This is a genomic window from Bacillus sp. GC_Bacil_1 (genome assembly GCF_026540675.1).
Taxonomy (GTDB): Bacteria; Bacillota; Bacilli; order Bacillales; family Bacillaceae_G; genus Bacillus_A; species Bacillus_A cereus.
The window spans coordinates 374,748-398,874 of the sequence record NZ_JALNUG010000003.1 but is presented as its reverse complement, the minus strand read 5'-3'; the positions used below and the strand labels follow the sequence as shown (position 1 = coordinate 398,874).

Sequence of the window (24,127 nt, the reverse complement as noted above, 5' to 3'; positions counted from 1 at the left end):
ACCATAAATAAAAGAGGTTTTTATTATATGCAAAAAGTGATTGTATATATTTTCAATATTAAAGCAATATTGTTACAAAAAACAACTATTTTGTATAATAGTAATAGAATATGTTTTTGAAATTTGATAATGAAAGAGTGAGAAGTTTGAAAGAAATATTAAAACAACAGTATGCCATTATAGATATTGGATCTAATACAATGCGTTTAGTTATTTATGAAAAGAAAAATGGAGGTTTTTATAAAGAGATTGAAAATACAAAAGTGGTTGCTAGGTTAAGGAATTACTTAATTGATGGTGTGTTGAATGAAGAGGGACTAGAAGTATTATTACAGACATTATTTCAATTTCAAGAAAGTACAAGGTTCCATCAGTTGCATCATGTACTTTGTGTTGCAACAGCAACAATTAGACAGTCTGAGAATCAAGAGGAAATTAAAAAGCTTATTGAAGGACAAACGGACTTTACTCTTAGAGTATTATCAGAGTATGAGGAAGCGCGTTACGGATACTTGGCGGTTATGAATTCTACATCGTTTTCAGAAGGAATAACGGTAGATATTGGTGGGGGAAGTACGGAAGTTACATACTTTAGAAATAGAGAGATTTTAGAGTACCATAGTTTTCCTTTTGGGGCACTTTCTTTAAAGCAACAATTTATTAAAGGTGATATTCCTACTAAAGATGAGTTAGAAGGAATGCAACGGTATTTAGAGTTTCAATTTCGAACGTTACCATGGTTAAGCAATAAGAAATTGCCTCTTATTGCAATTGGTGGTAGTGCGAGGAACTTAGTAAAAATCCATCAAAATTTAATATGTTATCCTATAGCAGGATTACATTTATACAAGATGAAAGAAGAAGATATTGAAAATGTAAAAGATGAATTAGAAAAATTGTCGTTCATAGAACTTCAGAAATTGGAAGGATTGGCAAAAGATCGAGCGGATACGATTATTCCAGCGGTTGAAGTATTTCATACACTTGTTCATGTTATAGAGGCACCGGCATTTGTATTAAGTAGAAAAGGGTTAAGAGAAGGTGTTTTCTATGAAGAGTTGACAAAAGATTTGGGGATTTCATATTATCCGAACGTAGTTGAAGAAAGTTTGCATTTACTATCACATGAATACGAAATGGATATGGAATTTGTAATTCAACTTATTAAACATGGAAGACTAATTTGCAAACAACTTGAGGAAATAGGGCTTATTTCTATGTCAATAAAAGACTGGGAAGTGTTCCATCAAGCAGCGAAAGTATTTAATATAGGCAAATATATAGACGAAGAAGCGAGCCGTTTACATACGTTTTATTTATTAGCGAATAAGACGATTGATGGCATGATGCATAAAGATCGAGTAAGGCTAGCACTTATTGCATCGTATAAATCAAAAATGTTATTTAAACAACATTTATCACCATTTGAAGGTTGGTTTGATAAAAGCGAACAAAAAAAAATCCGCCTGTTAGGAGCTGTTTTACAATTTTCAGCTACTTTAAATGTAAGGCAACGATCGCTTGTTGATACCATATCTATAACAGAAAACGAAGAAGGGTTAACGTTTAAAGTTTTATGCGAACAATCAGCATTAGCGGAAAAAGTGCAAGCTGAAAAACAAAAAAAACAGTTAGAAAGAGTATTAAAAACGAATATTAACTTGTTATTTGAACTAAAACATTAGGTTGTACGGATGTCTTTACAAAAAATTTACACTTTATAATATTGTAATTTGCTAAAATAAAAGTAACTAAATTATAGTAAAAAAGTTTCAAGGGGAAGTGTGAAGAGAATGGAATTATTGAAGGGGAATGCAGTAAATTTAAATGATACAGCTTATTACAATAATCGAGAGTTAAGTTGGTTAGCATTTAATGAACGTGTCTTACAAGAAGCGCAAGATGCAAATAATCCACTTTTGGAAAGATTGAAATTTATTAGTATTTTTAGTTCGAATTTAGATGAATTTTTTATGGTACGTGTAGCGGGATTAAAGGATCAAGTGAGTGCTGGATTTAATCAACCAGAAAATAAAGCTGGGTTAACACCAAAAAAGCAATTAAATAAAATTGCGATAAAAGCCCATGCACTAATGACAGTACAATATGATACATTTAAAAATTATGTATTACCAGCGCTTGAATTAGAGGGAATTGAACGTTTAACATTCAATGATTTGACGAAAGAGCAGCGAGAATTTATAGAAGAGTATTTTGATGAGCAAATTTTTCCGGTGTTAACTCCTGTAGCTATTGATGCATATCGCCCATTTCCAATGTTATTAAACAAAAGTTTAAATTTGGCTACTCTTTTATATGATGAGAAGCAAGCGGAAGAAGAAAACAGGACGAAATTAGGAATTGTGCAAGTTCCTTCATTACTTGAGCGCTTCATAATTTTACCGAGCGAAGGGCAAAAGCATAAATTTATTTTATTAGAAGACGTAATTAGTAGCTTTACTCATAAATTATTTACGGGATATACAGTATCATCTGTTACTCGTTTCCGTATTACACGCAATGCAGATTTAACGATTCATGAAGAAGGTGCGAGAGATTTATTAAAGGTAATTGAAAAAGAATTAAAAAAGCGTAAGTGGGGGGCTGCTGTTCGTTTAGAGGTTGGGAAAGAACACATTGATGAAAGAGTATTAGCATTATTATATGAGGTTCTGGAAGTAAAAGATGAAGATGTATATATAATGGATGGTCCATTAGATTTAACATGTTTGTTTTCTTTATATAAAAAACTAGCTCCTTTATATGAACATCTTGTATATCCAGCTCTTATTCCGCAACCGCCTCAAGATTTAGGTGATGAAGAAGATGTATTTGAAAAAGCAATTGAGCATGATATTTTATTACATCATCCTTTTGAATCCTTTCAGCCGGTAGTTGATTTTGTTCGTGATGCGGCAGACGATCCGAATGTACTTGCGATTAAACAAACGTTATATCGTGTAAGTGGTGATTCACCGATTATTCAGGCGTTAAAGATAGCGGCTGAAAAGGGAAAACAAGTGACGGTATTGGTTGAATTAAAGGCAAGGTTTGATGAAGAAAACAATGTTCATTGGGCTAAAGAATTAGAACAGGCAGGCTGTCATGTTATTTACGGTGTAAGTCACTTGAAAACACATAGTAAAATTACGTTAGTTGTAAGAAGAAAAAACGGAAAAATTGAAAGGTTCGTACATCTTGGAACTGGAAACTATAATGATGCAACAGCGAAGTTATATACTGATTTTGGATATATTACATCAAGAAAAGACTTTGGGGTTGATGCAACCAATTTCTTTAATTATTTAAGTGGTTATACAACAAAGCCACATTTTCATCATTTATCGGTTGCTCCATTTGATATAAGAGAGCAATTTATGGATTTAATAGATGAAGAAATCCGTTATCATAGGCAATATGGAAATGGATATATTATCGCTAAGATGAATTCATTAACAGATAAACCATTAATTAAAAAAATGTACGAAGCATCACAAGCTGGAGTAAAGGTAGAGCTCATTGTTCGGGGAACATGTTGCCTACGACCTGGTATTCCAAATGTAAGTGAAAATATTCGTGTAGTTAGTGTTGTTGGAAGATATTTAGAACATAGCCGTATTTATTATTTCCATCATAATGGGGAGGAGAAAATATATTTATCTTCAGCTGATTGGATGACTCGAAATATGGAGAAGCGAGTGGAAATATCTTTCCCGATATTAGATATTGAAATGAAGGCACGAATTAAGGCGATTTTACAGCTTACATTAGCTGATAATGTGAAAACACGTGAACAAAATAAAGATGGTGATTACTATTATGTTATTAATGGTAGTACAGAAGAAATTGATAGCCAAGTGAAGTTGTTTAAGATGGCATATCAAAATACAGACGCTGAATAATCAAAAAAGTAAAAACCTCTTATGTCCATAAGAGGTTTTTACTTTTTTCTACTCATATGCTCCCAAAATGGAAGGCTGAGTAGAAACAATAGTTTTATTATAAGCGTGTAATGAGGTGGTTCGTTGAGAGAATAACATTTGAAAGAATTGTTATTTTAACTTAGTAATAGTATGGTTGTTGACAGGGTCCACCGTAACAAGGATAAGGTGCTGGATAAGGTGGATAAAACGGTCGAGGGCCGAAAGCTAATGCTCCGCCGAGCAATCCACCAGCAATTCCAGCTAGAAAGGGAACGCCAAAAAACGGAAAGAAGCGTGAGTCGCCTACTGGACCAATAGGTGCTGAACGGACTGGGATTGGTTGATAATATGGATACATGAACATACCTCCTTTATTGGACTCACTTTCATCATATGGTAAATGAAACATGGATGAGCGCGTACAAGAAAGGATATGCAAGAAAATAGGCGAATTATTACGAATGTTGAAGTATAAAAAGTGTAATTTCAGGTTTTGACATAAAACGGAATGGGACACGTGTTCTTCCGAGGCCTCGATTGACATAGAGAGTTAAATCCTGAATTGTATAGAAGCCTTCAATATAGTCTTTGGCGAGTGATGGTGTAATAATAGGTCCTAAAAAAGGAATTTGTACTTGTCCGCCGTGACTATGACCAGAAAGTTGCAAGTTGATTGGATATTTAGAAACTTTGGGCGCGATATCTGGTTCGTGAACAAGAACAATGTTATAAGTACTTTGCCGTGCATGCTCTAATGTTTTCTCTATTTTTGGTCTGCCTAGTAGTATATCATCGAGACCGAAAATAGAAATTTCACTATTATCCATTAAACGAATTCTTTTTTCACTATTTAGCAATAGTTCAAATCCAGATTCACGCATGATGTGCTCATAGTATTCAGTTCCATATCCACCGTGATCATGGTTACCATAAATAGCGAATTTACCGAAGGGGGCTTGTATATTTTTTAAAATGGATGCAACGAAAGGAGTGTCAGTATACGTTTGATAATTATCAATGAGATCTCCGGTAAAAAGGACAATATCTGGATTTACAGCATTAATTTTAGAAACAACTTTAGATAAATGTTGGAGCGAGAAATAGTATCCGAGATGTAAATCGCTGAATTGAAGAATTTTTATACCATGAAAACTTTTTGGGATGAGTTGTGATTTTAATGTGTGCTGTGTAAAAGAAATGAAATGGGGCTCTATATATTTAGCATAGTAGTATCCGATGCTACTGGTTATAAATGAATAGAGACAAGTACGCATACCAATTTTTAAAAAATTTCTTCTTGTAATGTGCTTCATAAAAATATGAGTATACCTCAATGTTTTTATTCCATTTATAGGCTACTCAAATCTCCTTTCAGTTTATTTAAAATATACTTTACATAATAAAAAAGTAGTATAGATTACGAAAAAAAATGAATAAAAAGAAAGTTCTTTACGTTAAAATATCAGAAAAATTTAAAAATATAAAGATTTCTATTAAATAAAGTGATAAAATGAATGTGTATTCATTTTTTGGAGGGGATGTATGTGAAAGAAAAGGTAGTTATTATAACAGGTGGATCGAGTGGAATGGGAAAAGGAATGGCGACTCGTTTTGCAAAAGAAGGGGCACGAGTTGTTATTACAGGACGTACAAAGGAAAAACTAGAGGAAACAAAGTTGGAAATTGAACAATTTCCAGGGCAAGTATTACCTGTACAAATGGATGTAAGAAATACGGATGACATTCAGAAAATGATTGAACAGATTGATGAGAAGTTTGGTAGAATTGATGTTTTAATAAATAATGCAGCTGGAAACTTTATTTGTCCAGCAGAAGATTTATCTGTGAATGGCTGGAATTCAGTCATTAATATTGTGTTAAACGGTACGTTTTACTGTAGTCATGCTGTCGGAAAATATTGGATTGAAAAAGGTATAAAAGGGAATATCATTAACATGGTAGCAACGTATGCATGGGATGCAGGTCCAGGAGTGATTCATTCGGCTGCAGCGAAGGCAGGGGTATTAGCGATGACGAAGACGCTCGCTGTTGAGTGGGGGCGTAAATATGGAATACGAGTTAACGCTATCGCGCCAGGACCAATTGAACGTACGGGCGGTGCTGATAAATTATGGATTTCAGAAGAAATGGCTAAGCGTACGATACAAAGTGTTCCGCTTGGAAGGCTGGGTACGCCAGAAGAAATCGCTGGTCTAGCTTATTATTTATGCTCAGATGAAGCGGCGTACATAAATGGAACTTGCATGACAATGGATGGAGGACAACATTTACATCAATATCCATTTTAAAAGGGATAAAAAATGAATGTTTGATTCATTTTTTTATGGTTAAATGTGACGGAATTGTGACATATGAAAGAAAAGTGTTTACAAGAGGTCATATATACGTTATATTTAAGACCTCTTTTTTCTTCATAGTAGAATTGCTAATTCCCCTTAGCATTTTACCCCTCTAATCCCTTCAGGAAAACTGAAGGGATTTTTTATTATTTTTCCGTAAATATCATGTTATAATTTTTGAAAAGTAAAGGGAGGGAAGCACGTTGATAGATGCATTAGATGTAATGAGTAACTTGGATAAAGTCCTTCCTTATTATCAAGCTATTTTTAGTGCTGATGAGCATACTGTAATTGGATATGAAGTAGTAGGACGTATTCAAACAGAAGAGGGCATACAAAGTTTAGCTTCTTTCTTTCACGATGATTCGATTCCAAGTGAATTTCAACTGGAAGCGGATAATATTATAGTAGAAAAAGCTTTAAATCGTTATTTAGAAAGCGATCAAAAATTATTATTATTTATACATCGGAATGCTAATGTATTAATGAATGATGATGATGAAAGCTTGCTTCAACTTTTATTGAGGTATGAAGAACAAGGTTTAAATTTAAAACAAATTGTTTTAGAGATTACAGAGCATGAATGTAAAGAAGATATAGAGCAATTTAATCATTTGCTTATGTATTATCGTACATATGGTATTCAAATTTCGATTAATAAGGTCGGAACGGGCACAAGTAATTTAGAGCGTATTAGCGTGTTAGCACCTGATATTTTAAAAGTAGATTTAACGAACTTAAGGCAAACAGCACTTTTACAATCTTATCAAGATATTTTATATTCTTTATCATTACTTGCTAGAAGAATTGGTGCAACCTTGTTATATGAAGAAATAGATGCTTTTTATCAATTGCAATATGCTTGGAAAAACGGTGGAAGATATTATCAAGGTAATTATTTGAAAGAATGTTTACCTGATTTTATTGAAACGAATGTTTTGAAAGAGCGACTTGGTAATGAATGTCATCAGTTTATTCAGCATGAAAAGAAGAAGTTACAAAAAATTTATAATTTAACAGAGATGTTACGCGATCGAATTGGCGATGTTTTATCAAAACAAAAAAAGAATGAAGATATCAATGATTGGTTATTACAATTTAGTCAAAGTGTATCACAGTATAGTTTTCGCATATTTATTTGTAATGAAGATGGTTTCCAACAATCAGGAAATGTTATGAAAAAAGATGGAGAATGGATTGTGATGCCGGATTATTATATGAAGAACTGGAGTTGGCGCCCGTACTTTCTCGAGAATATCATGAAAATGCGTTTTGAGAATAAGGCAAGGCTTTCAGATTTATATGCAGATATCGAAACGGGCGAAATGGTACGAACATTTTCTTTTCCAATAGATGATGACAACTTTTTATTTATAGATTTATCATATGAGTATTTATATGAAGAAGATGTTTTATTTTAATGCACGAAGAGATTCGTGCATTTTTTGTTTGTTTTTATCATAAATTGGTAATAGTGAAAATGGTGATGAAAATGCTGTCTATCGTTGTAAAGATTTTACGAACGAAATCTGTCCTTTCTTTGCATAATCATTGTTACAATGAATACTACAAAGACAAGTTCTTTTAAAAGGAAGGTGAAAAAATGAGGAAATATGGAATATGGCTTGTTCTATTTGTATGTGTTGCCTTTCTAGTTGGTTATAGTGTTACGACTGTTTTAGGGAAAGAGGAAGTGGAAGTTGATCGGAAAGAAGTATTTACAACGATACAAAAAGGCTATGAAACCCAGTTTTCAATTCGTGGGAAGCATTTGCCAATGAATAAGATGATAGAGACGTTATCACCGTATTTTACAGATAATTTCCTTCAAGTATTTACAGATGAAAATAGCAGAAGTGATAAACAAAGTGGTGAATATTTACTTCCGGCAAAAGAAGCACCGTTTTCTTTTAATTCAGAAACGAAAATGTCGTATGATCAAGAGCATAAAAATTTATATGTATATGAGCGGACAAAAAGTGGACAATATCAAATTGTAACATTGAAAAGGGATCAAGATAAATGGAAGTTAGCAGGATATCATGAAAGTCAGGAACTTTTAACTGAAATAAAAAGGTTGCAACAATTATAAAGTGAAACTTTTAATTAGTGGGAGTTTTACTATCTACAAACAGCGGGATAAGAATAGGAATAGGTATTTACCTATTCCTATTCTATATTGAGTAGTTGTTGTAACTTTTCAATTTGAAAACCTGCAACTACTTCGCCATCAATTACGACTGTTGGAGTTGAATAGGAATCATAGTCGTTTAAAAGACGGTTGCGAGCAGCAGCGTCTTTTTTTACGTCAAATTCTTCATATGCAACGTTATTATGCTTCAAAAATTCTTTCACAATAACACATGGCGGACAATCAGGTTGTGTATAAACCTCAATTTTTTTCATTGTAATTCCTCCCTTTTTCTGTTTTTTATTATATTCTTCCAGTATAAAAACCGCAATAAAGAAGGGGAAATATGTTCTTTCTGTTTTTTCCTTCGCATTTCGACAAATTTTAGTTGAGTTTCTGGCTAATAACCTTTATCCTAGAGTGTGGAACATTTTTTCTGTTATGACGGATAGAATGAGTATAGCTGTAAAACCTATTGGTAGGAAGATCAGAGAAAGGAGAGATTTCATGTCTCTACTCCAAGGAATTTTAACTCGACTTGTTAGTCTACAAGAACAAGCTGAAAGCGGTGAAGTAGCACAACGCTATTTTGAAGTGAACGGTGAGCGCAAATGTAGCGTGAAATTTTTCGATAAAAGTGAAATGTATGAGTTAGAAGTGTATCAACAAGGTGAAAAACCTCAAGTGTACCAATTCGATAATATCGACATGGTTGCAATTGAGATTTACGATATCATTTCTTGATACATATAAAAAAGGTACTGCCATATGGCAGTACCTTTTTTAGTTCTATTACTTTCCAGCGTAATGTATAGAAGTTTTTTATTTTTCCTACAATGGTATTAAAATGAAAATTTAATCCGTGCAAGTTTGCTTATCCATGTGGATAAGTAGTCCCGTCAACCGGGTGAATATGTGAAGCTAAACTTCTCACAATTGCTGGGTTCTGCAAATAGCGGGAGAAATATAACTAGGAGGTTATCGTATGGAACGTTTACCAGTTGTGATTTGTCCTAATTGTCAAAGTTCTGCTGAGATTATTCATGTATTAACGGCTCAATCTAATCAAAATGTAATTTATACGTGTCAAGTTTGTCACTTTGTAATTCGAAATATTGAAACGAATAAAGGATAGGAAGTTATAATTTTAGTTTTTGTCCCATACAATGAGAATACGAAAAGTCTGTCTAATTGAAAGGACGTGACTCTGTGGACGGTGCACATAAATTTTACAATGTTTCAGAGAGACATTTAAATTTTGATATGGTCTTTAACCGTATTTGTAGTTTCATTGAAAAGGATCCGCGAAATTTGTATCGATTATCCATTGGGACAGACTCGCAAGCACATCAAAAGGATACGAGGTTTATTACAGCAATCCATATTCATCGTGTTGGAAAAGGTGCCTGGGGTTGTTTACACCATAGATCAGTAAAAGATAAGCCAGCGACCTTACGTGAGAAAATATATTTAGAAACGCAGTTTAGTCAAGAAATCGCATGTCTATTTACGCCTACTCATATACAAACAATATGGGAGTTATTGCATCCTTATGCTCAAGATGGGGCTGGATTCATAATGGAAATTCATTTAGACATTGGGAATGATGGTTTAACAAGAGAATTTATTTTAGATATGACAGAAAAAATTCGAGCGATGGGATTAACTGCAAAAATTAAGCCGGATGCTTATGCGGCGTTTAGTTATGCAAATCGATATACGAAATGATTTTTTGTATGTTTATAATTGCTACATATCTTTTGGTAAAAACTGAATATTACATCTATTAAATAGGTTAAATTTTTTATATAATAAGAGTGAGTAACGATGCGAGTGTAAGGAGAGGGGTATATGCAAAGGGAAGTTGTTTTAACGAAGGAAGAAGAAAGTTTACTACTAGATATTTTATTTCAGCAAAATTATGCAAGTGAAATTTTAGCTGTGGAACTTACGGACATTGAGAATGGTTTGAAACAGACAGATGTGATGCAATATAAAAAAATCACAAGGTTATTTTACAGATTAAAAAATAAAGGGTATTAAGCGCTACCGGAATGGTAGTCTTTTTTTTGTGCTGTATGCTAAAATAGCTGTGTGATTGTATTTTTATTGAAATAAATTTAGGACAAAATAATAATATGAAAACGCTGTCATAAAATGTGAATAGAGTTATGAACATAAGCAGGAAAAAGGGAAAATGGGGGATGTAATATGATTAGTATTCCGAAAGACGAATTTCAACAAATTCTTGTGAAGGATTTAATGATTTCATCGGAAAAAGTAGCTCATGTCCAAATTGGAAATGGTTTAGAACATGCTTTACTCGTTCTTGTGAAATCTGGATATTCGGCGATACCTGTCTTAGATCCAATGTATAAATTACATGGTTTGATTAGTACGGCCATGATATTAGATGGTATGTTAGGATTAGAGCGTATTGAGTTTGAAAGACTTGATGATATGAAAGTAGAGCAGGTGATGAAGGAAGATATACCTTTTCTTAAATTAGAAGATTCATTTGCAAAAGCTTTAGAAATGACAATTGATCATCCTTTTATTTGCGCTGTTAATGAAGAAGGCTATTTTGAGGGGATTTTAACACGTCGGGCTATTTTAAAATTGTTGAATAAGAAAGTAAGGCAACATAATCGATAACGTGAGAAAAGTGACTTCATAGAAACGAAGAAGTCACTTTTTTTTCGTGCATATCACTTGTGTATGTATTATATTAAAAAAGACATAAAACATAAGGGAAGTTTGCGCTGAAAAATTGTATTTTCTGAATGAAAGCTTAATGGAATAAGGTGTATGGAAGCTAAGGAAAGAGGGAGAAAGTTGCAAATTGATGATTTTCAAATGATGGTTGTGTTAGCTCAGGAATCAAATATGAGAAAAGCGGCGGAACGTTTATTTGTTTCACAACCTGCGCTGAGTCAACGATTACAATCTATGGAGAAACAATGGGGAATGAAGTTTTTTATTCGCTCACAAAAAGGATTGACAATTACACCTGAAGGGGAAAAAGTTGCAAATTATGCCAAAGAAATGTTGCAAAAGGAAGAGGATATAAAAAGTGAGCTAGCTGTTTTTAGAACGGAAACTCATGGAACTTTAAAAATAGCTGTTGCATCAGTTATTGGTCAATATTGGCTCCCTCCTGTTTTGAAAAAGTTTGTGCATAAATATCCTTCTGTAAAGATATCGCTGTTTACTGGATGGAGTAGTGAAGTGCAAAAGCAGTTTTATGAAGGAGACGTTCATGTTGCTATACTGAGGGGAACACAAGAATATAAAGGTCAAAAGCAACAATTATTTGAAGATGAACTGTATTTAGTTGATAAAGAAATAAAAGATATTTCGATGCTAAAAGAAACAAATAGACCGTTCATTCAATTTAAAAGTGACTCAACTTATTATGGACAAATACAAAATTGGTGGTATGGTTTATTTTCTAATCCGCCTAAGCGAACGATTGTAGTTGACCAAATTGAAACATGCAAACAACTTGTTTTAAATGGTATAGGTTACGCCCTTTTACCTTCTACTGTTTTAAAGGAAGTACAGGAAAATATGTATAAAACACCTGTTCAACTGACGAGAGAAACATGGTTGTTAACAAGTGACTCGGCAAGGCAGTTGAAGCAAGTACAAGCATTTTTAGAAATTATAGAAGAAATTCAAAGGGAAAAATAAGATTATTATCTTGCTACTCGCTCTTTCGTTTGGTAGAGTAACATTATAAATGGATTTAGGAGGCAACAAGAATGAAAATGATGGACGCTAACGAAATTATTTCGTTTATTCAAAAAAGTGAAAAGAAAACTCCTGTAAAGGTATACATAAAAGGGGATTTAAAAGAAGTAACATTCCCTGAAACAGTACAAGCATTTGTGAATAAAAAATCAGGTGTATTATTCGGAGAATGGTCTGAAATTAAGACAATTCTTGATGAGAATAATAAGCACATCGTTGACTACGTTGTAGAAAACGATCGTCGTAATTCTGCAATTCCAATGCTTGATTTAAAAGGTATTAAAGCTCGCATCGAGCCAGGTGCTATTATTCGTGACCATGTTGAAATTGGTGACAACGCTGTAATTATGATGAATGCAACAATTAACATTGGTGCTGTAATTGGTGAAGGTTCTATGATCGACATGAACGCAGTACTTGGTGGACGTGCAACAGTCGGTAAAAACTGTCACGTAGGTGCAGGTGCTGTACTTGCAGGTGTTATTGAGCCACCTTCTGCAAAACCAGTTATCGTTGAAGATGATGTAGTAATCGGTGCAAACGTAGTTGTTTTAGAGGGTGTTACAGTAGGTAAAGGTGCAGTTGTAGCAGCAGGAGCTGTTGTAACAGAAGATGTGCCTCCATACACAGTTGTTGCAGGTACTCCAGCACGTGTAATTAAAGAAATTGATGAGAAGACAAAAGCAAAAACAGAAATTAAACAAGAGCTTCGTCAATTAAACCCAGAGAAATAAAAAGTAAAAAAGCGTAAGAGCGTAAATGGGCTCTTACGCTTTTTATAGATAGAGGTGCAAAAATGACAGTAAGCAAATTTGTCCAAATTCGTAGAGATCTACATAGAATTCCAGAAATCGGATTTAAGGAATGGAAAACACAACAGTATATTTTAGATTATATAGGAACACTTTCTCATGAATTTGTGGAAGTGAAGACATGGAAAACGGGTGTAATCGTTAAAGTAAATGGAAAAAATCCAGAAAAAATAATAGGTTATCGTGCAGATATAGATGGTCTGCCAATTACAGAGGAAACTGGATATGAGTTTGCTTCTATTCATGAAGGAATGATGCATGCATGTGGCCACGATGTACATACAACAATCGGTTTAGGCCTTCTAACGAAAGCTGTGAGCGAAAGAATAGATGATGACCTTGTATTTCTATTCCAGCCAGCAGAAGAAGGACCAGGCGGTGCTCTTCCTATGTTAGAAAGTGAAGAGTTAAAAGAATGGAAACCAAATATAATTCTTGGTCTTCATATTGCACCAGAATACGCTGTAGGGACAATTGCAACGAAAGAAGGACTGTTATTTGCTAATACTTCAGAATTATATATTGATTTAAAAGGGAAAGGTGGCCATGCTGCCTATCCGCATACTGCAAATGATATGATTGTTGCAGCGAGCCATCTTGTTACACAGCTTCAATCCGTTATTAGTCGCAATGTAAATCCTCTTGATAGTGCAGTAATTACAATCGGGAAAATTACAGGTGGTACGGTTCAAAATATTATTGCAGAAAAATCTCGTTTAGAAGGAACGATTCGAACATTATCAGTGGAATCAATGAAGCGTGTGAAAAGCAGAATTGAGGCAATTGTTGCAGGTATCGAAGCTTCTTTCCAGTGTGAGGCGATTATAGATTACGGAGCAATGTATCATCAAGTATATAACCATGAAGAGTTAACAAGAGAGTTTATGCAATTTGTACATAAACAAACAGATATGAATGTTATTACATGTACTGAGGCAATGACAGGTGAAGATTTTGGTTATATGCTTCGAGAAATCCCTGGATTTATGTTTTGGCTTGGAGTAAATTCAGAATATGGTTTACATCATGCAAAATTAAAACCAGACGAAGAAGTGATTGAAAAGGCAATTACATTTTTAAGCCAATATGTAAAGTGGAAAGGGAATAGAAAATAAAACTTCCGCTTTATTGAAGGTTCCAAAAAACTTTTTGTTATGAGGTGTAAGTAACGCTCGTATAGAGTGATTTTAGACATTTACATACAAATGAAAGAATAAAGTTAATTGGACTGTTTTAATAATGAGCAGGGGGTTTTTAGCCACTGCTCATTATTAATTATTTGACTAACTTATATATGTTTACTTTTAGTATGAAAAGTGTGTAAAATCAATGTGAAACATAGAAAAAAGGGTGGGGAATTACGTGCAAATTAGCAGTGCGATTTTATGTTTCGTCTTATATGCGTATGTTATTATTGCGGCGGTTTATTTTGGGATAAGTTTTTATGCCTATCGTTTAGTCGATAATAATGAATATGACGAAACATACAAATGGGTGAAGAGATATTTATCACCTGTACTAGAAATTATGAATGGGTTTGTGCTCTTTTTATTTATTGGATTAATTGCTTTCTCAACGAGTTTAGTAGGGAATAAAACTACGTTATTTGTATTAGGTATCATTATTTTTATGTTGTTAGGAATAAGGATTGGTAATACGGTCTTTTGGAATGAAAGAAAAGTAGATGGTTGGACGGGAATGTTAATTCCATGCATGTTAGCTGCAATCGTGACAAATATAGAACATGAATATTATCAATTACATTTTTGGCTTATTATCGTTTTAACAATTCTTTCTGTTTTGTATATAAGCACAGTAGTACTAACATATATTGCACATGAAAAAGGTGATGTTAAAGGCACTCGTTTCTTTAGAGGACGGGCATTATTTTGGAGTGTGCCGACGATGGCAGTTATCGCGCTTATTGCGATATTAGTAAATGGATATCAATTTTCTAGTTGGCAACTATTTTTAGAAAATTGGTGGATCTTTATCTTTTCGTTTATTGCTTTTTTAGGTGCAACGCATTATTTATTCCATCAACATCATTACATATGGGCGTTGTTATTTGCATTCATACAGCTTCTATTTGCCTTTTTTGGTCAAGAAACATTATTATTCGTTTTTGAAACATTTAGTTCGTTTGGAAATATATTTGTATTTGCTATGTTACTTGTTGGTATCGCTTTTTACTTGCAACAATATTTTTATATACAAAAACAAAAATAAGAGCTAATTACAGTTTTTGTGACGCATATAAAGTGTGTTACACTGAAAATAAATAGTACTTGAAGTTATTGGAGGAATTCCTGTGGGTGAGAAAGAAAAAGAATTTGCTGTCATTGGACTTGGTCGCTTTGGTGGAAGTATTTGCCGAGAACTAGCTCAATTAGGTATGGAAGTAATGGCAATCGACTCAGATGAGGATAAAATTAATGAATTTGCAAATATAGCTTCGCATGCTGTAATTGCAGATTCAACAGATGAGATGGTATTAAAAAGCCTTGGTATTCGAAATTTTGATCACGTAGTCGTTGCTATTGGAGATAATTTAAATTCAAGTATTCTAACTACTTTGATTTTGAAAGAATTGGGTGTAAAAAATATTACTGTAAAAGCTCAAAATGATTATCATGAAAAAGTGTTAAGTAAAATAGGTGCAGATCATATTGTGCATCCAGAACGTGATATGGGAAAAAGGATTGCTAATAATATTGCATCAAGCAATGTGTTAGACTACCTTGAGCTTTCAGATGAGCATAGTATTGTAGAGATTATTGCGAATAAAAAAATTGATGGGCACTCTTTAATTGAATTAGATATTCGTGCGAAGTTTGGATTGAATATTGTAGCAATTAAACGAGGTAAAGAAGTTATCGTATCCCCTCGGGCTACGGAGAATATTCAAGCAGGAGATATATTAATTGTCATTGGTCATGACGATGAAGTGGATCGATTTAAACACTTTTTAAGATAAGAGAAAAGGACAATGCCTTCATAGCATTGTCCTTTTTCTTATATTTCCATAATGATTGGTAAAATCATTGGACGGCGTTTCGTTTTCTCATATAGGAATGGAGCTAATGTGTCTGTAATTTCATTTTTAATTTCAGACCATTGTGTTGTTTTACGCTCCATTACTTTTTCTAAATGAGTTGTAATTAATGTTTGTGCATCATTGATTAAATCGCTGCTTTCACGCATGTAAACGAAACCGCGTGAGATGATATCAGGTCCTGCTGCAACTTTAAATTCTTTCATATCAATGCTTACAACTACAATTACAAGTCCTTCTTCAGAAAGGATACGACGATCTCGTAATACGATATTGCCGATATCCCCAATACCGTTTCCATCAATGTAGACCGAACCAGATGGGATTTTTCCAGCTACGCTAGCTTCATCAGAACGTAAAGCAAGAACATCGCCATTATCCATAATGAAGCAATTTTCTTCAGGGATACCACAATCATTTGCTATGTTCATGTGCATACGCTGCATACGATATTCACCATGAATTGGCATGAAGTACTTCGGTTTAATTAGACGTAACATTAACTTTTGTTCTTCTTGTCCACCGTGTCCACTTGTATGGATATTTGAAAGTTTCCCGTGAATTACATCAGCGCCAGCGCGGTACAACATGTTAATTGTACGACTTACGCTAATTGTATTTCCTGGAATTGGTGAAGAAGAGAAAACAACTGTATCTCCAGGAATAATTTGAATTTGGCGGTGTGTACCGTTTGCAATACGTGAAAGTGCTGCCATCGGTTCACCTTGACTACCTGTACATAAAATAACAACTTTATTAGCTGGTAAGCGGTTTAGTTGAGATGCATCTATGAATGTATCTTTCGGGCAACGAATATAACCAAGGTTTTGTCCGATTTCAATCGCTGCTTCCATACTTCGACCAAACACAGCTACTTTACGGTTGTTTTCAACAGCAGCTTCAATAACTTGTTGTAAGCGGTGAATATTTGATGCAAAGGTTGCGAATATAATCCGTCCGTCTACTTTACGGAAAATGTCTTGAATGCTATCACCAACGCGACGCTCAGACATAGTAAAGTTTGGAACTTCACTGTTCGTACTATCAGATAATAGACATAGCACGCCATCTTTACCGATTTCAGCCATTTTTGTTAAATCAGCTGGTTCACCAACTGGTGTGAAATCAAATTTGAAATCACCTGTATGAACAACTTGACCTTGAGGTGTTTTCACAACAACGCCGTACGAATCTGGAATACTGTGAGTTGTACGGAAGAAGGATACAGACGTTTTTTTGAATTTAATAACGTCATCTTCTTGAATTTCGTAAAGTTTTGCTTTACGAAGTAAGCCGTGTTCTTCCAATTTGTTTTTGATGAGTGCAATTGCTAATTTTCCGCCGTAAATCGGGATGTTCACTTGACGTAATAGGTAAGGGATTCCGCCGATATGATCTTCGTGACCATGTGTAATGAATAACCCTTTAATTTTATCTTCGTTTCGCACAAAATAAGTGTAGTCTGGTATTACATAATCGATTCCGAGAAGTTCGTCCTCTGGAAATTTAATTCCAGCATCAATTATAATAATTTCATCTTGAAATTGAACAGCGTATGTATTTTTACCGATTTCACCAAGCCCACCGAGAGCAAATACAGCAACTTGGTCGTTTTTTAGAAATTTCATATCGCTATACGATTTCCGCTAATGTTAAATCAGCGTTTTCTTTTTCATATTCAAGATGAGCGCCAGTAACAGACTGAACAAACTCGATATTATATGCGAACTTATTTAATTTTGTACGAACATCCTTTTCAGACGTAGCCTCTAAATATAAAACTTTTGTATTTTCACGTACTGGAACCTCAGTTAATTTTTCTTGATAAAATACTTTAAAAATCATTTGGAAAACCTCTCCTTGTCTATGTTTTGCATTATCTGTTACTTATTATAAAGCAAACAGTCACGATTTTCATGTTTTTTCGAATGAGAATGAAGAAAAAGCCCGAAATGGGCACAATTTAAGCGATTGTCTTTTTACGGACTAGACCGTTTAAATAACGCTTGAGCTTTTTCTTCAGCTTCTTCAGCATGATTACTCCTTCCTTTCCTTATTTTAAACATGCATATTACTAGTGAGAATTCTATCTCTGATATAAGAGATAGGACAAAAGTGAATGGTGAGTCTTGTCCTTTCCCATACAGTGAAAGTTATTCTATAGTAACGATTAGTAGCCGTTAGTTATAGGTATAGTATGAGGAAGAATGGAAAAGAAAATTCATCCGAACAAGTATCCACATGTTTTACTAATATATATATGCAAAGTTTACAAATAAGGTCAGAAAGGGAACGCTTTCTTCACAGATGTTTAATATGTTATACTTTTTTTTAGAATTTGAAAAGTGATATTCAAAATAGGAATATAGAGTGCCAGAAAGGATTTTGACAAATGAATGATAAAATTGTCTTTTTTGATATTGATGGAACATTATTAGATCATGATAAAAAAATTCCACAATCTACACGAGATGCAGTAAAACAGTTACAAGAAAAAGGTGTACATGTAGCAATTGCGACAGGGCGCGCGCCATTTATGTTCGAAGATATTCGTAAGGAACTTGATATACATAATTATGTTAGTTTTAATGGACAATACGTTGTCTTTGAAGATGAGGTAATATTTAATAATCCGTTACATCCAGATGCTTTACATAAGTTTACTCAGTTTGCAAAACAAGAAGGATATCCACTTGTATATCTTGACCATCAAGATATGAGAGCATCAGTGGAATATCATGATTATGTGAAAGAAGGCTTTGGAAGCTTAAACTTTGAGCATCCAGCATATGAGCCTAATTTTTATGAGGAACGTAATATTTATCAAACACTACTTTTTTGTGAAGTAAATGAAGAGGAAAAGTTTATTAATCATTATCCAGATTTTCATTTTATTCGTTGGCATGCATATTCAATGGATATCATTCCGAATGGTGGTTCTAAGGCAAAAGGAATTGAGAAATACATTGAAAAGTTAGGTTTTAATCGTGAGCAAGTGTATGCATTTGGAGATGGTTTAAATGATTTAGAAATGATTGAAGCCGTTGGCACAGGTATTGTGATGGGAAATGGCCATGAAGACTTGAAAAAACTTGCAAATCATGTGACAAAGGATGTTAGTGAAGACGGTATATATCATGGACTAAAGTGGGCTGGATTGCTATAAGTGAATATGGAACCCATTTCATAATAAAGAGGCGGAAGTTAATCTCCCGCCTCTTTATTATTATCGCTCTAGAGGTTTGGAATCATCAGGAGCGGCAAAAGGATTTTCTTTATTGATATGGTCATAGAACATAACGCCATTTAAATGGTCAATCTCGTGTTGGAATACGATTGCTGGTAAACCTTTTAAACGCAATTTTACTTCTTCGCCGTTAATAGAAGTTGCTTTTACTGTAATTCTTGTATAACGAGGAACATAACCAGGTACTTCGCGGTCTACAGATAGACAGCCTTCACCACCCTGTAAATATGTACGTTCAACAGAATGGCTAATGATTTTTGGATTGAATAATGCATGGCTATATAATGTACCATCCGCATCGGTTACATGAACTGCAATCATTTTTTTGGAAACACCGATTTGCGGAGCCGCTAATCCGATTCCAGGGCGTAAACTATATTTTTCAGCCATTTCAGGATCTTGGCTATTTATTACGAATTCAATCATTTCTTTTAAGGTAGTTGTATCTTCTTCGCTTGCCGGTAATGACACCTCTTCTGCAACGTCGCGCAAAATAGGATCTCCTTCGCGAATAACATCTTTCATTGTAAGCATATGTAATCTCTCCTTTCCTCTTTAGTCTACCAAAGGAGAGGGAAAAAGTCATCGGCAAGAAAGGGTAGGCATTTTGGAAATCGTTCTATTATAGAGTAGTTATGTATGTGATAAACAGAAAAAGACGGCAAAGCCGTCTTTTTCTTTCCATAGTTGTTTCGTTTTACATTAGCGAATGCAAGCAGCACCAACGATAATTAAAAGAATAAACAACACAACGATTAAGGCGAAGCCGCGTCCAGACCCGCCACAAGAACCGCCATAACCGTAGGAAGGATATGAACAAGTTGGATAGCAATATGAGTATCCGTACATGAGATGACCTCCTTTATCATTTCCCGCTAATACTGCGGTTACTATAATGTATGGAAGAGGGGGGGGAAATGTATAGGTATTTACCTAAAAAAGGAAGAGTAGTTTGTATATTTTTGTTACGAAGAGAGAAAAACTAAAGAGAATTAAATCGTTTACATATTATTCTAAGAGAAAAAATAAGTGAAAAAGGGAATAATATAACAGTAGGTCAATGCTTACTAATACAGATGTAAAAAATAAAAACACGTTTGTGTAGTAGAAACCTGCATATTATTTATAAAAAAACGTATTCAAAGTAATTGACATCGTAATTAGAATAGTTGTAAACTAAAAAACGTGATCAAGATTGTATTAATATGTTTCTGAAAAAACATTAGTACAGATTGTTAGGTACACAAAATTATTCTCAACCGACAGACAAACATGTTGGTTTACATCGTTGCGCTTTTTAAACTGGAAAATAGCCAGTGAAAGCGTTTCAGAATATGGTTCAAGAGAGGAAGAGGTGAACGGAATGGGTACTAAAACAAAAAAGACCCTATTTAATGTTGATGAGCAAATGAAAGCTATCGCAGCTCAATTTGAAACATTACAAATTTTAAATGAAAACGGTGAAGTTGTGAATGAAGCAGCTATGCCTGAATTATCTGATGATCAATTAAAAGAATTAATGCGTCGTATGGTGTATACACGCGTATTAGATCAACGTTCTATTTCTTTAAACCGTCAAGGACGTTTAGGTTTCTACGCACCTACAGCTGGACAAGAAGCTTCTCAATTAGCGAGTCATTTCGCACTTGAAGCAGAAGACTTCATCTTACCAGGGTACCGTGATGTACCACAATTAGTATGGCACGGATTACCATTATACCAAGCATTCTTATTCTCTCGTGGACACTTTATGGGTAACCAAATGCCTGAGAATGTAAATGCATTAGCTCCACAAATCATTATCGGTGCGCAAATCATCCAAACTGCTGGTGTTGCGTTAGGTATGAAACTACGTGGTAAAAAATCTGTTGCAATTACTTACACTGGTGACGGTGGTGCTTCACAAGGTGACTTCTACGAAGGTATGAACTTTGCAGGTGCATTCAAAGCTCCAGCAATCTTCGTTGTTCAAAACAACCGTTATGCAATTTCTACTCCAGTAGAAAAGCAATCTGCAGCTAAAACTGTAGCACAAAAAGCAGTAGCAGCAGGTATTTACGGAATTCAAGTAGACGGTATGGATCCATTAGCTGTATACGCAGCAACTGCTTTCGCTCGTGAGCGCGCAGTAAATGGCGAAGGCCCTACTTTAATCGAGACTTTAACATTCCGTTACGGTCCACATACAATGGCTGGTGATGACCCAACTCGTTACCGTACAAAAGATATCGAAAACGAATGGGAACAAAAAGACCCAATCGTACGCTTCCGTAAGTTCTTAGAAGCTAAAGGCCTATGGTCTCAAGAAGTTGAAGAGACAGTAATCGAAGAAGCAAAAGAAGATATCAAACAAGCAATTGCTAAGGCTGACCAAGCTCCAAAACAAAAAGTAACTGATTTAATGGAAATCATGTACGAAAAAATGCCTTACAACTTAGCTGAACAATATGAAATTTACAAAGAAAAGGAGTCGAAGTAAGCCATGGCTCAAATGACAATGATTCAAGCAATCACTGATGCTTTACGCGTTGAAATGAAAAATGATCCTAACGTACTTGTATTTGGTGAAGACGTTGGTGTAAACGGTGGTGTATTCCGTGCTACTGAAGGTTTACAAGCTGAATTTGGTGAAGATCGTGTAATGGATACTCCACTTGCAGAGTCTGGTATTGGTGGACTTGCAGTTGGTCTTGCACTTGAAGGATTCCGTCCAGTTCCAGAAATCCAATTCTTCGGTTTCGTTTTTGAAGTAATGGATTCAATTTCTGGTCAATTGGCTCGTATGCGTTACCGTTCTGGTGGACGTTGGACTGCTCCAGTAACAGTTCGTTCTCCATTCGGTGGTGGTGTTCATACTCCTGAACTACATGCTGATAGCTTAGAAGGATTAGTGGCTCAACAACCTGGTCTAAAAGTTGTTATTCCATCTACTCCATACGATGCTAAAGGTCTTTTAATCTCTGCGATTCGTGACAACGATCCAGTTATCTACTTAGAGCATATGAAATTGTACCGTTCATTCCGTCAAGATGTACCAGAAGGCGAATACACAATTGATTTAGGTAAAGCTGATATCAAACGTGAAGGTACAGATGTATCTGTTATCGCTTACGGTGCTATGGTTCACGCTGCATTAAAAGCTGCTGAAGAACTTGAAAAAGAAGGTATCTCTTTAGAGGTTGTTGACTTACGTACAGTTCAACCATTAGATATCGAAACAATCATCGCTTCTGTTGAAAAAACAGGTCGCGTAGTTGTAGTTCAAGAAGCTCAAAAACAAGCTGGTATTGCAGCTAACGTTGTAGCGGAAATTAACGACCGTGCAATCTTAAACTTAGAAGCTCCAGTTGTACGTGTTGCAGCTGCTGATACAGTATTCCCATTCTCTCAAGCAGAGAGCGTATGGTTACCAAACCACAAGGATATTGTTGAAGCTGTAAACAAAGTAATGAACTTCTAATTTTTAGTTTTTCATGTGCAAAAGAAATCAGCACATGCTGGTTTCTTTTGTACATATTCCATAATAATGAAATGAATCAGGGGGCTGAATTCCGTGGCATTTGAATTTAAACTACCAGATATCGGTGAAGGTATCCACGAAGGTGAAATCGTAAAATGGTTTATTAAACCAGGCGATGAAGTAAATGAAGACGATGTACTTCTTGAAGTACAAAATGATAAAGCAGTAGTAGAAATCCCTTCTCCTGTTAAAGGTAAAGTACTTGAAGTACTTGTAGAAGAAGGAACAGTTGCAATCGTAGGAGATACATTAATTAAATTTGATGCTCCTGGATACGAAAACCTTAAATTTAAAGGTGACGATCATGATGAAGCTCCAAAAGCTGAAGAAGCAGCAGTAGAAGCTCCAGCAGCGGAAGCTACTCCAGCAGCAACTGCAGAAGTAGTAAATGAGCGCGTAATCGCTATGCCATCTGTTCGTAAATACGCTCGTGAAAAAGGTGTAGACATTCATAAAGTAGCTGGTACTGGTAAGAACGGCCGTATCGTAAAAGCTGACATCGATGCATTTGCAAATGGTGGACAAACTGTAGCAGCAACTGAGGCTCCAGCAGCAGTAGAAGCTACTCCAGCAGCAGCGAAAGAAGAAGCACCAAAAGCACAACCAATTCCAGCTGGTGAATATCCAGAAACTCGTGAGAAAATGAGTGGTATCCGTAAAGCGATTGCGAAAGCAATGGTTAACTCTAAACACACAGCTCCTCACGTAACATTAATGGATGAAGTTGATGTAACTGAGCTTGTTGCTCACCGTAAGAAGTTCAAAGCAGTAGCAGCTGACAAAGGTATTAAATTAACTTACCTTCCATACGTTGTTAAAGCTTTAACATCTGCATTACGTGAATACCCAATGTTAAACACTTCTTTAGACGATGCATCTCAAGAAGTAGTTCATAAACATTACTTCAACATCGGTATCGCAGCTGATACAGACAAAGGTCTATTAGTACCAGTTGTTAAAGATACAGATCGTAAGTCTATCTTCACTATTTCTAACGAGATCAATGATCTTGCTGGTAAAGCACGTGAAGGTCGTCTAGCTCCAACTGAAATGAAAGGTGCTTCTTGCACAATTACAAACATTGGTTCTGCAGGTGGACAATGGTTCACTCCAGTTATCAATCACCCAGAAGTAGCAATCCTTGGTATCGGCCGTATCGCTGAAAAACCAGTTGTGAAAAATGGTGAGATCGTTGCAGCTCCAGTATTAGCATTATCTCTAAGCTTTGACCATCGTTTAATTGACGGCGCAACTGCTCAAAAAGCGTTAAACCAAATTAAACGTCTATTGAATGACCCACAATTATTAGTAATGGAGGCGTAATAA

At 35.0% G+C, this 24,127-nt stretch carries 26 protein-coding genes; 19 read left to right on the top strand and 7 right to left on the bottom strand.

Annotated elements, in window-relative coordinates; translation table 11 throughout:
* Window positions 1-110 precede the first annotated feature (110 nt).
* A complete protein-coding gene (locus OXT04_RS07375) occupies window positions 111-1,685 on the top strand; it encodes a Ppx/GppA family phosphatase (protein ID WP_141534246.1) in 1,575 nt (524 codons plus the stop codon).
* A gap of 108 nt (window positions 1,686-1,793) precedes the next feature.
* Complete coding sequence (locus OXT04_RS07370) at window positions 1,794-3,902, top strand: polyphosphate kinase (RefSeq protein WP_053563730.1); 2,109 nt, start codon at window positions 1,794-1,796, stop codon at window positions 3,900-3,902.
* A gap of 160 nt (window positions 3,903-4,062) precedes the next feature.
* On the opposite strand, the gene OXT04_RS07365 is transcribed toward OXT04_RS07370, so the two are convergent.
* Window positions 4,063-4,281, bottom strand: a complete 219-nt coding sequence (locus OXT04_RS07365) for a hypothetical protein (RefSeq protein ID WP_267414082.1) — start codon at window positions 4,279-4,281, stop codon at window positions 4,063-4,065.
* Window positions 4,282-4,378: 97 nt separating this feature from the next.
* The gene (locus OXT04_RS07360; protein WP_063549364.1) at window positions 4,379-5,236 is read right to left on the bottom strand and encodes a metallophosphoesterase; all 858 of its coding nucleotides are present in this window, start codon (window positions 5,234-5,236) and stop codon (window positions 4,379-4,381) included.
* A gap of 231 nt (window positions 5,237-5,467) precedes the next feature.
* On the opposite strand from OXT04_RS07360, the gene fadH reads away from it, so the two are divergent.
* The 3 genes from fadH (at window position 5,468) to OXT04_RS07345 (ending at window position 8,375) form a co-directional block, all read left to right on the top strand.
* Window positions 5,468-6,232 carry a 2,4-dienoyl-CoA reductase gene (gene fadH / locus OXT04_RS07355; RefSeq protein WP_000660913.1) on the top strand — a complete coding sequence of 255 codons (765 nt, stop codon included), beginning with the start codon at window positions 5,468-5,470 and terminating at the stop codon, window positions 6,230-6,232.
* A 254-nt stretch (window positions 6,233-6,486) separates the two neighbouring features.
* Entirely contained in the window at window positions 6,487-7,704 is a 1,218-nt protein-coding gene (locus OXT04_RS07350) for an EAL domain-containing protein (protein ID WP_000564307.1), read from the top strand.
* 182 nt (window positions 7,705-7,886) lie between these two features.
* The gene (locus OXT04_RS07345; protein ID WP_001233805.1) at window positions 7,887-8,375 is read left to right on the top strand and encodes a DUF3993 domain-containing protein; all 489 of its coding nucleotides are present in this window, start codon (window positions 7,887-7,889) and stop codon (window positions 8,373-8,375) included.
* Window positions 8,376-8,452: 77 nt separating this feature from the next.
* Here OXT04_RS07345 and OXT04_RS07340 read toward each other — a convergent pair whose 3' ends face one another.
* Entirely contained in the window at window positions 8,453-8,689 is a 237-nt protein-coding gene (locus tag OXT04_RS07340) for a glutaredoxin family protein (RefSeq protein ID WP_000717873.1), read from the bottom strand.
* A 232-nt stretch (window positions 8,690-8,921) separates the two neighbouring features.
* On the opposite strand from OXT04_RS07340, the gene OXT04_RS07335 reads away from it, so the two are divergent.
* From OXT04_RS07335 to OXT04_RS07290, 10 genes are all read left to right on the top strand, one after another.
* On the top strand, window positions 8,922-9,158 hold the full coding sequence (locus tag OXT04_RS07335) for a YkuJ family protein (protein WP_000055151.1): 237 nt from the start codon (window positions 8,922-8,924) through the stop codon (window positions 9,156-9,158).
* 241 nt (window positions 9,159-9,399) lie between these two features.
* Window positions 9,400-9,549, top strand: a complete 150-nt coding sequence (locus tag OXT04_RS07330) for a hypothetical protein (RefSeq protein ID WP_000440540.1) — start codon at window positions 9,400-9,402, stop codon at window positions 9,547-9,549.
* A 74-nt stretch (window positions 9,550-9,623) separates the two neighbouring features.
* Complete coding sequence (locus OXT04_RS07325) at window positions 9,624-10,142, top strand: ribonuclease H-like YkuK family protein (protein ID WP_000348490.1); 519 nt, start codon at window positions 9,624-9,626, stop codon at window positions 10,140-10,142.
* A gap of 123 nt (window positions 10,143-10,265) precedes the next feature.
* Entirely contained in the window at window positions 10,266-10,457 is a 192-nt protein-coding gene (gene abbA / locus OXT04_RS07320; protein WP_001188692.1) for an antirepressor AbbA, read from the top strand.
* Window positions 10,458-10,625: 168 nt separating this feature from the next.
* On the top strand, window positions 10,626-11,069 hold the full coding sequence (gene cbpB / locus OXT04_RS07315; protein WP_000623573.1) for a cyclic-di-AMP-binding protein CbpB: 444 nt from the start codon (window positions 10,626-10,628) through the stop codon (window positions 11,067-11,069).
* Between the two features lie 153 nt (window positions 11,070-11,222).
* On the top strand, window positions 11,223-12,107 hold the full coding sequence (locus OXT04_RS07310; protein WP_002094125.1) for a transcriptional regulator CcpC: 885 nt from the start codon (window positions 11,223-11,225) through the stop codon (window positions 12,105-12,107).
* 71 nt (window positions 12,108-12,178) lie between these two features.
* Entirely contained in the window at window positions 12,179-12,901 is a 723-nt protein-coding gene (gene dapD, locus OXT04_RS07305; RefSeq protein ID WP_000783241.1) for a 2,3,4,5-tetrahydropyridine-2,6-dicarboxylate N-acetyltransferase, read from the top strand.
* A 62-nt stretch (window positions 12,902-12,963) separates the two neighbouring features.
* Window positions 12,964-14,094: an N-acetyldiaminopimelate deacetylase gene (locus OXT04_RS07300; protein WP_000218671.1), complete on the top strand. Its 1,131-nt coding sequence runs from the start codon at window positions 12,964-12,966 to the stop codon at window positions 14,092-14,094.
* 247 nt (window positions 14,095-14,341) lie between these two features.
* On the top strand, window positions 14,342-15,208 hold the full coding sequence (locus tag OXT04_RS07295) for a hypothetical protein (protein ID WP_001167322.1): 867 nt from the start codon (window positions 14,342-14,344) through the stop codon (window positions 15,206-15,208).
* A gap of 82 nt (window positions 15,209-15,290) precedes the next feature.
* Window positions 15,291-15,956, top strand: coding sequence for a potassium channel family protein (locus OXT04_RS07290; protein WP_000504032.1), 666 nt, complete (start codon window positions 15,291-15,293; stop codon window positions 15,954-15,956).
* Window positions 15,957-15,994: 38 nt separating this feature from the next.
* Here the strand turns inward: OXT04_RS07290 and rnjA are convergent, their stop codons facing one another.
* Both rnjA and OXT04_RS07280 read right to left on the bottom strand, forming a co-directional pair.
* Window positions 15,995-17,662: a ribonuclease J1 gene (gene rnjA / locus OXT04_RS07285; protein WP_000670375.1), complete on the bottom strand. Its 1,668-nt coding sequence runs from the start codon at window positions 17,660-17,662 to the stop codon at window positions 15,995-15,997.
* A gap of 4 nt (window positions 17,663-17,666) precedes the next feature.
* Entirely contained in the window at window positions 17,667-17,879 is a 213-nt protein-coding gene (locus tag OXT04_RS07280; protein ID WP_000576435.1) for a DNA-dependent RNA polymerase subunit epsilon, read from the bottom strand.
* A 547-nt stretch (window positions 17,880-18,426) separates the two neighbouring features.
* On the opposite strand from OXT04_RS07280, the gene OXT04_RS07275 reads away from it, so the two are divergent.
* Window positions 18,427-19,200 carry a Cof-type HAD-IIB family hydrolase gene (locus tag OXT04_RS07275; protein WP_267414067.1) on the top strand — a complete coding sequence of 258 codons (774 nt, stop codon included), beginning with the start codon at window positions 18,427-18,429 and terminating at the stop codon, window positions 19,198-19,200.
* Between the two features lie 60 nt (window positions 19,201-19,260).
* Here the strand turns inward: OXT04_RS07275 and def are convergent, their stop codons facing one another.
* Together def and OXT04_RS07265 are read right to left on the bottom strand one after the other, a co-directional pair.
* A complete protein-coding gene (gene def, locus OXT04_RS07270; protein ID WP_000957039.1) occupies window positions 19,261-19,815 on the bottom strand; it encodes a peptide deformylase in 555 nt (184 codons plus the stop codon).
* Between the two features lie 168 nt (window positions 19,816-19,983).
* Window positions 19,984-20,130, bottom strand: coding sequence for a YjcZ family sporulation protein (locus OXT04_RS07265; RefSeq protein WP_000274562.1), 147 nt, complete (start codon window positions 20,128-20,130; stop codon window positions 19,984-19,986).
* 514 nt (window positions 20,131-20,644) lie between these two features.
* On the opposite strand from OXT04_RS07265, the gene pdhA reads away from it, so the two are divergent.
* The 3 genes from pdhA (at window position 20,645) to pdhC (ending at window position 24,124) form a co-directional block, all read left to right on the top strand.
* Window positions 20,645-21,760, top strand: coding sequence for a pyruvate dehydrogenase E1 component subunit alpha (pdhA, locus tag OXT04_RS07260; protein ID WP_000536895.1), 1,116 nt, complete (start codon window positions 20,645-20,647; stop codon window positions 21,758-21,760).
* Window positions 21,761-21,763: 3 nt separating this feature from the next.
* On the top strand, window positions 21,764-22,741 hold the full coding sequence (gene pdhB / locus OXT04_RS07255; RefSeq protein ID WP_000068163.1) for a pyruvate dehydrogenase complex E1 component subunit beta: 978 nt from the start codon (window positions 21,764-21,766) through the stop codon (window positions 22,739-22,741).
* 93 nt (window positions 22,742-22,834) lie between these two features.
* On the top strand, window positions 22,835-24,124 hold the full coding sequence (gene pdhC, locus OXT04_RS07250; protein ID WP_000863420.1) for a pyruvate dehydrogenase complex dihydrolipoyllysine-residue acetyltransferase: 1,290 nt from the start codon (window positions 22,835-22,837) through the stop codon (window positions 24,122-24,124).
* The last annotated feature ends 3 nt before the right edge of the window (window positions 24,125-24,127 follow it).

Bases quoted from the DNA above. Each gene is read 5' to 3' on its own strand.
- OXT04_RS07375 (WP_141534246.1), top strand. From the start codon at position 111: ATGTTTTTGAAATTTGATAATGAAAGAGTGAGAAGTTTGAAAGAAATA.
- OXT04_RS07370 (WP_053563730.1), top strand. From the start codon at position 1,794: ATGGAATTATTGAAGGGGAATGCAGTAAATTTAAATGATACAGCTTAT.
- OXT04_RS07365 (WP_267414082.1), bottom strand. From the start codon at position 4,281: ATGTATCCATATTATCAACCAATCCCAGTCCGTTCAGCACCTATTGGT.
- OXT04_RS07360 (WP_063549364.1), bottom strand. From the start codon at position 5,236: ATGAAGCACATTACAAGAAGAAATTTTTTAAAAATTGGTATGCGTACT.
- OXT04_RS07345 (WP_001233805.1), top strand. From the start codon at position 7,887: ATGAGGAAATATGGAATATGGCTTGTTCTATTTGTATGTGTTGCCTTT.
- OXT04_RS07340 (WP_000717873.1), bottom strand. From the start codon at position 8,689: ATGAAAAAAATTGAGGTTTATACACAACCTGATTGTCCGCCATGTGTT.
- OXT04_RS07335 (WP_000055151.1), top strand. From the start codon at position 8,922: ATGTCTCTACTCCAAGGAATTTTAACTCGACTTGTTAGTCTACAAGAA.
- OXT04_RS07330 (WP_000440540.1), top strand. From the start codon at position 9,400: ATGGAACGTTTACCAGTTGTGATTTGTCCTAATTGTCAAAGTTCTGCT.
- abbA (WP_001188692.1), top strand. From the start codon at position 10,266: ATGCAAAGGGAAGTTGTTTTAACGAAGGAAGAAGAAAGTTTACTACTA.
- cbpB (WP_000623573.1), top strand. From the start codon at position 10,626: ATGATTAGTATTCCGAAAGACGAATTTCAACAAATTCTTGTGAAGGAT.
- OXT04_RS07310 (WP_002094125.1), top strand. From the start codon at position 11,223: ATGGAAGCTAAGGAAAGAGGGAGAAAGTTGCAAATTGATGATTTTCAA.
- dapD (WP_000783241.1), top strand. From the start codon at position 12,179: ATGAAAATGATGGACGCTAACGAAATTATTTCGTTTATTCAAAAAAGT.
- OXT04_RS07300 (WP_000218671.1), top strand. From the start codon at position 12,964: ATGACAGTAAGCAAATTTGTCCAAATTCGTAGAGATCTACATAGAATT.
- rnjA (WP_000670375.1), bottom strand. From the start codon at position 17,662: ATGAAATTTCTAAAAAACGACCAAGTTGCTGTATTTGCTCTCGGTGGG.
- OXT04_RS07280 (WP_000576435.1), bottom strand. From the start codon at position 17,879: ATGATTTTTAAAGTATTTTATCAAGAAAAATTAACTGAGGTTCCAGTA.
- OXT04_RS07275 (WP_267414067.1), top strand. From the start codon at position 18,427: ATGAATGATAAAATTGTCTTTTTTGATATTGATGGAACATTATTAGAT.
- def (WP_000957039.1), bottom strand. From the start codon at position 19,815: ATGCTTACAATGAAAGATGTTATTCGCGAAGGAGATCCTATTTTGCGC.
- OXT04_RS07265 (WP_000274562.1), bottom strand. From the start codon at position 20,130: ATGTACGGATACTCATATTGCTATCCAACTTGTTCATATCCTTCCTAC.
- pdhA (WP_000536895.1), top strand. From the start codon at position 20,645: ATGGGTACTAAAACAAAAAAGACCCTATTTAATGTTGATGAGCAAATG.
- pdhB (WP_000068163.1), top strand. From the start codon at position 21,764: ATGGCTCAAATGACAATGATTCAAGCAATCACTGATGCTTTACGCGTT.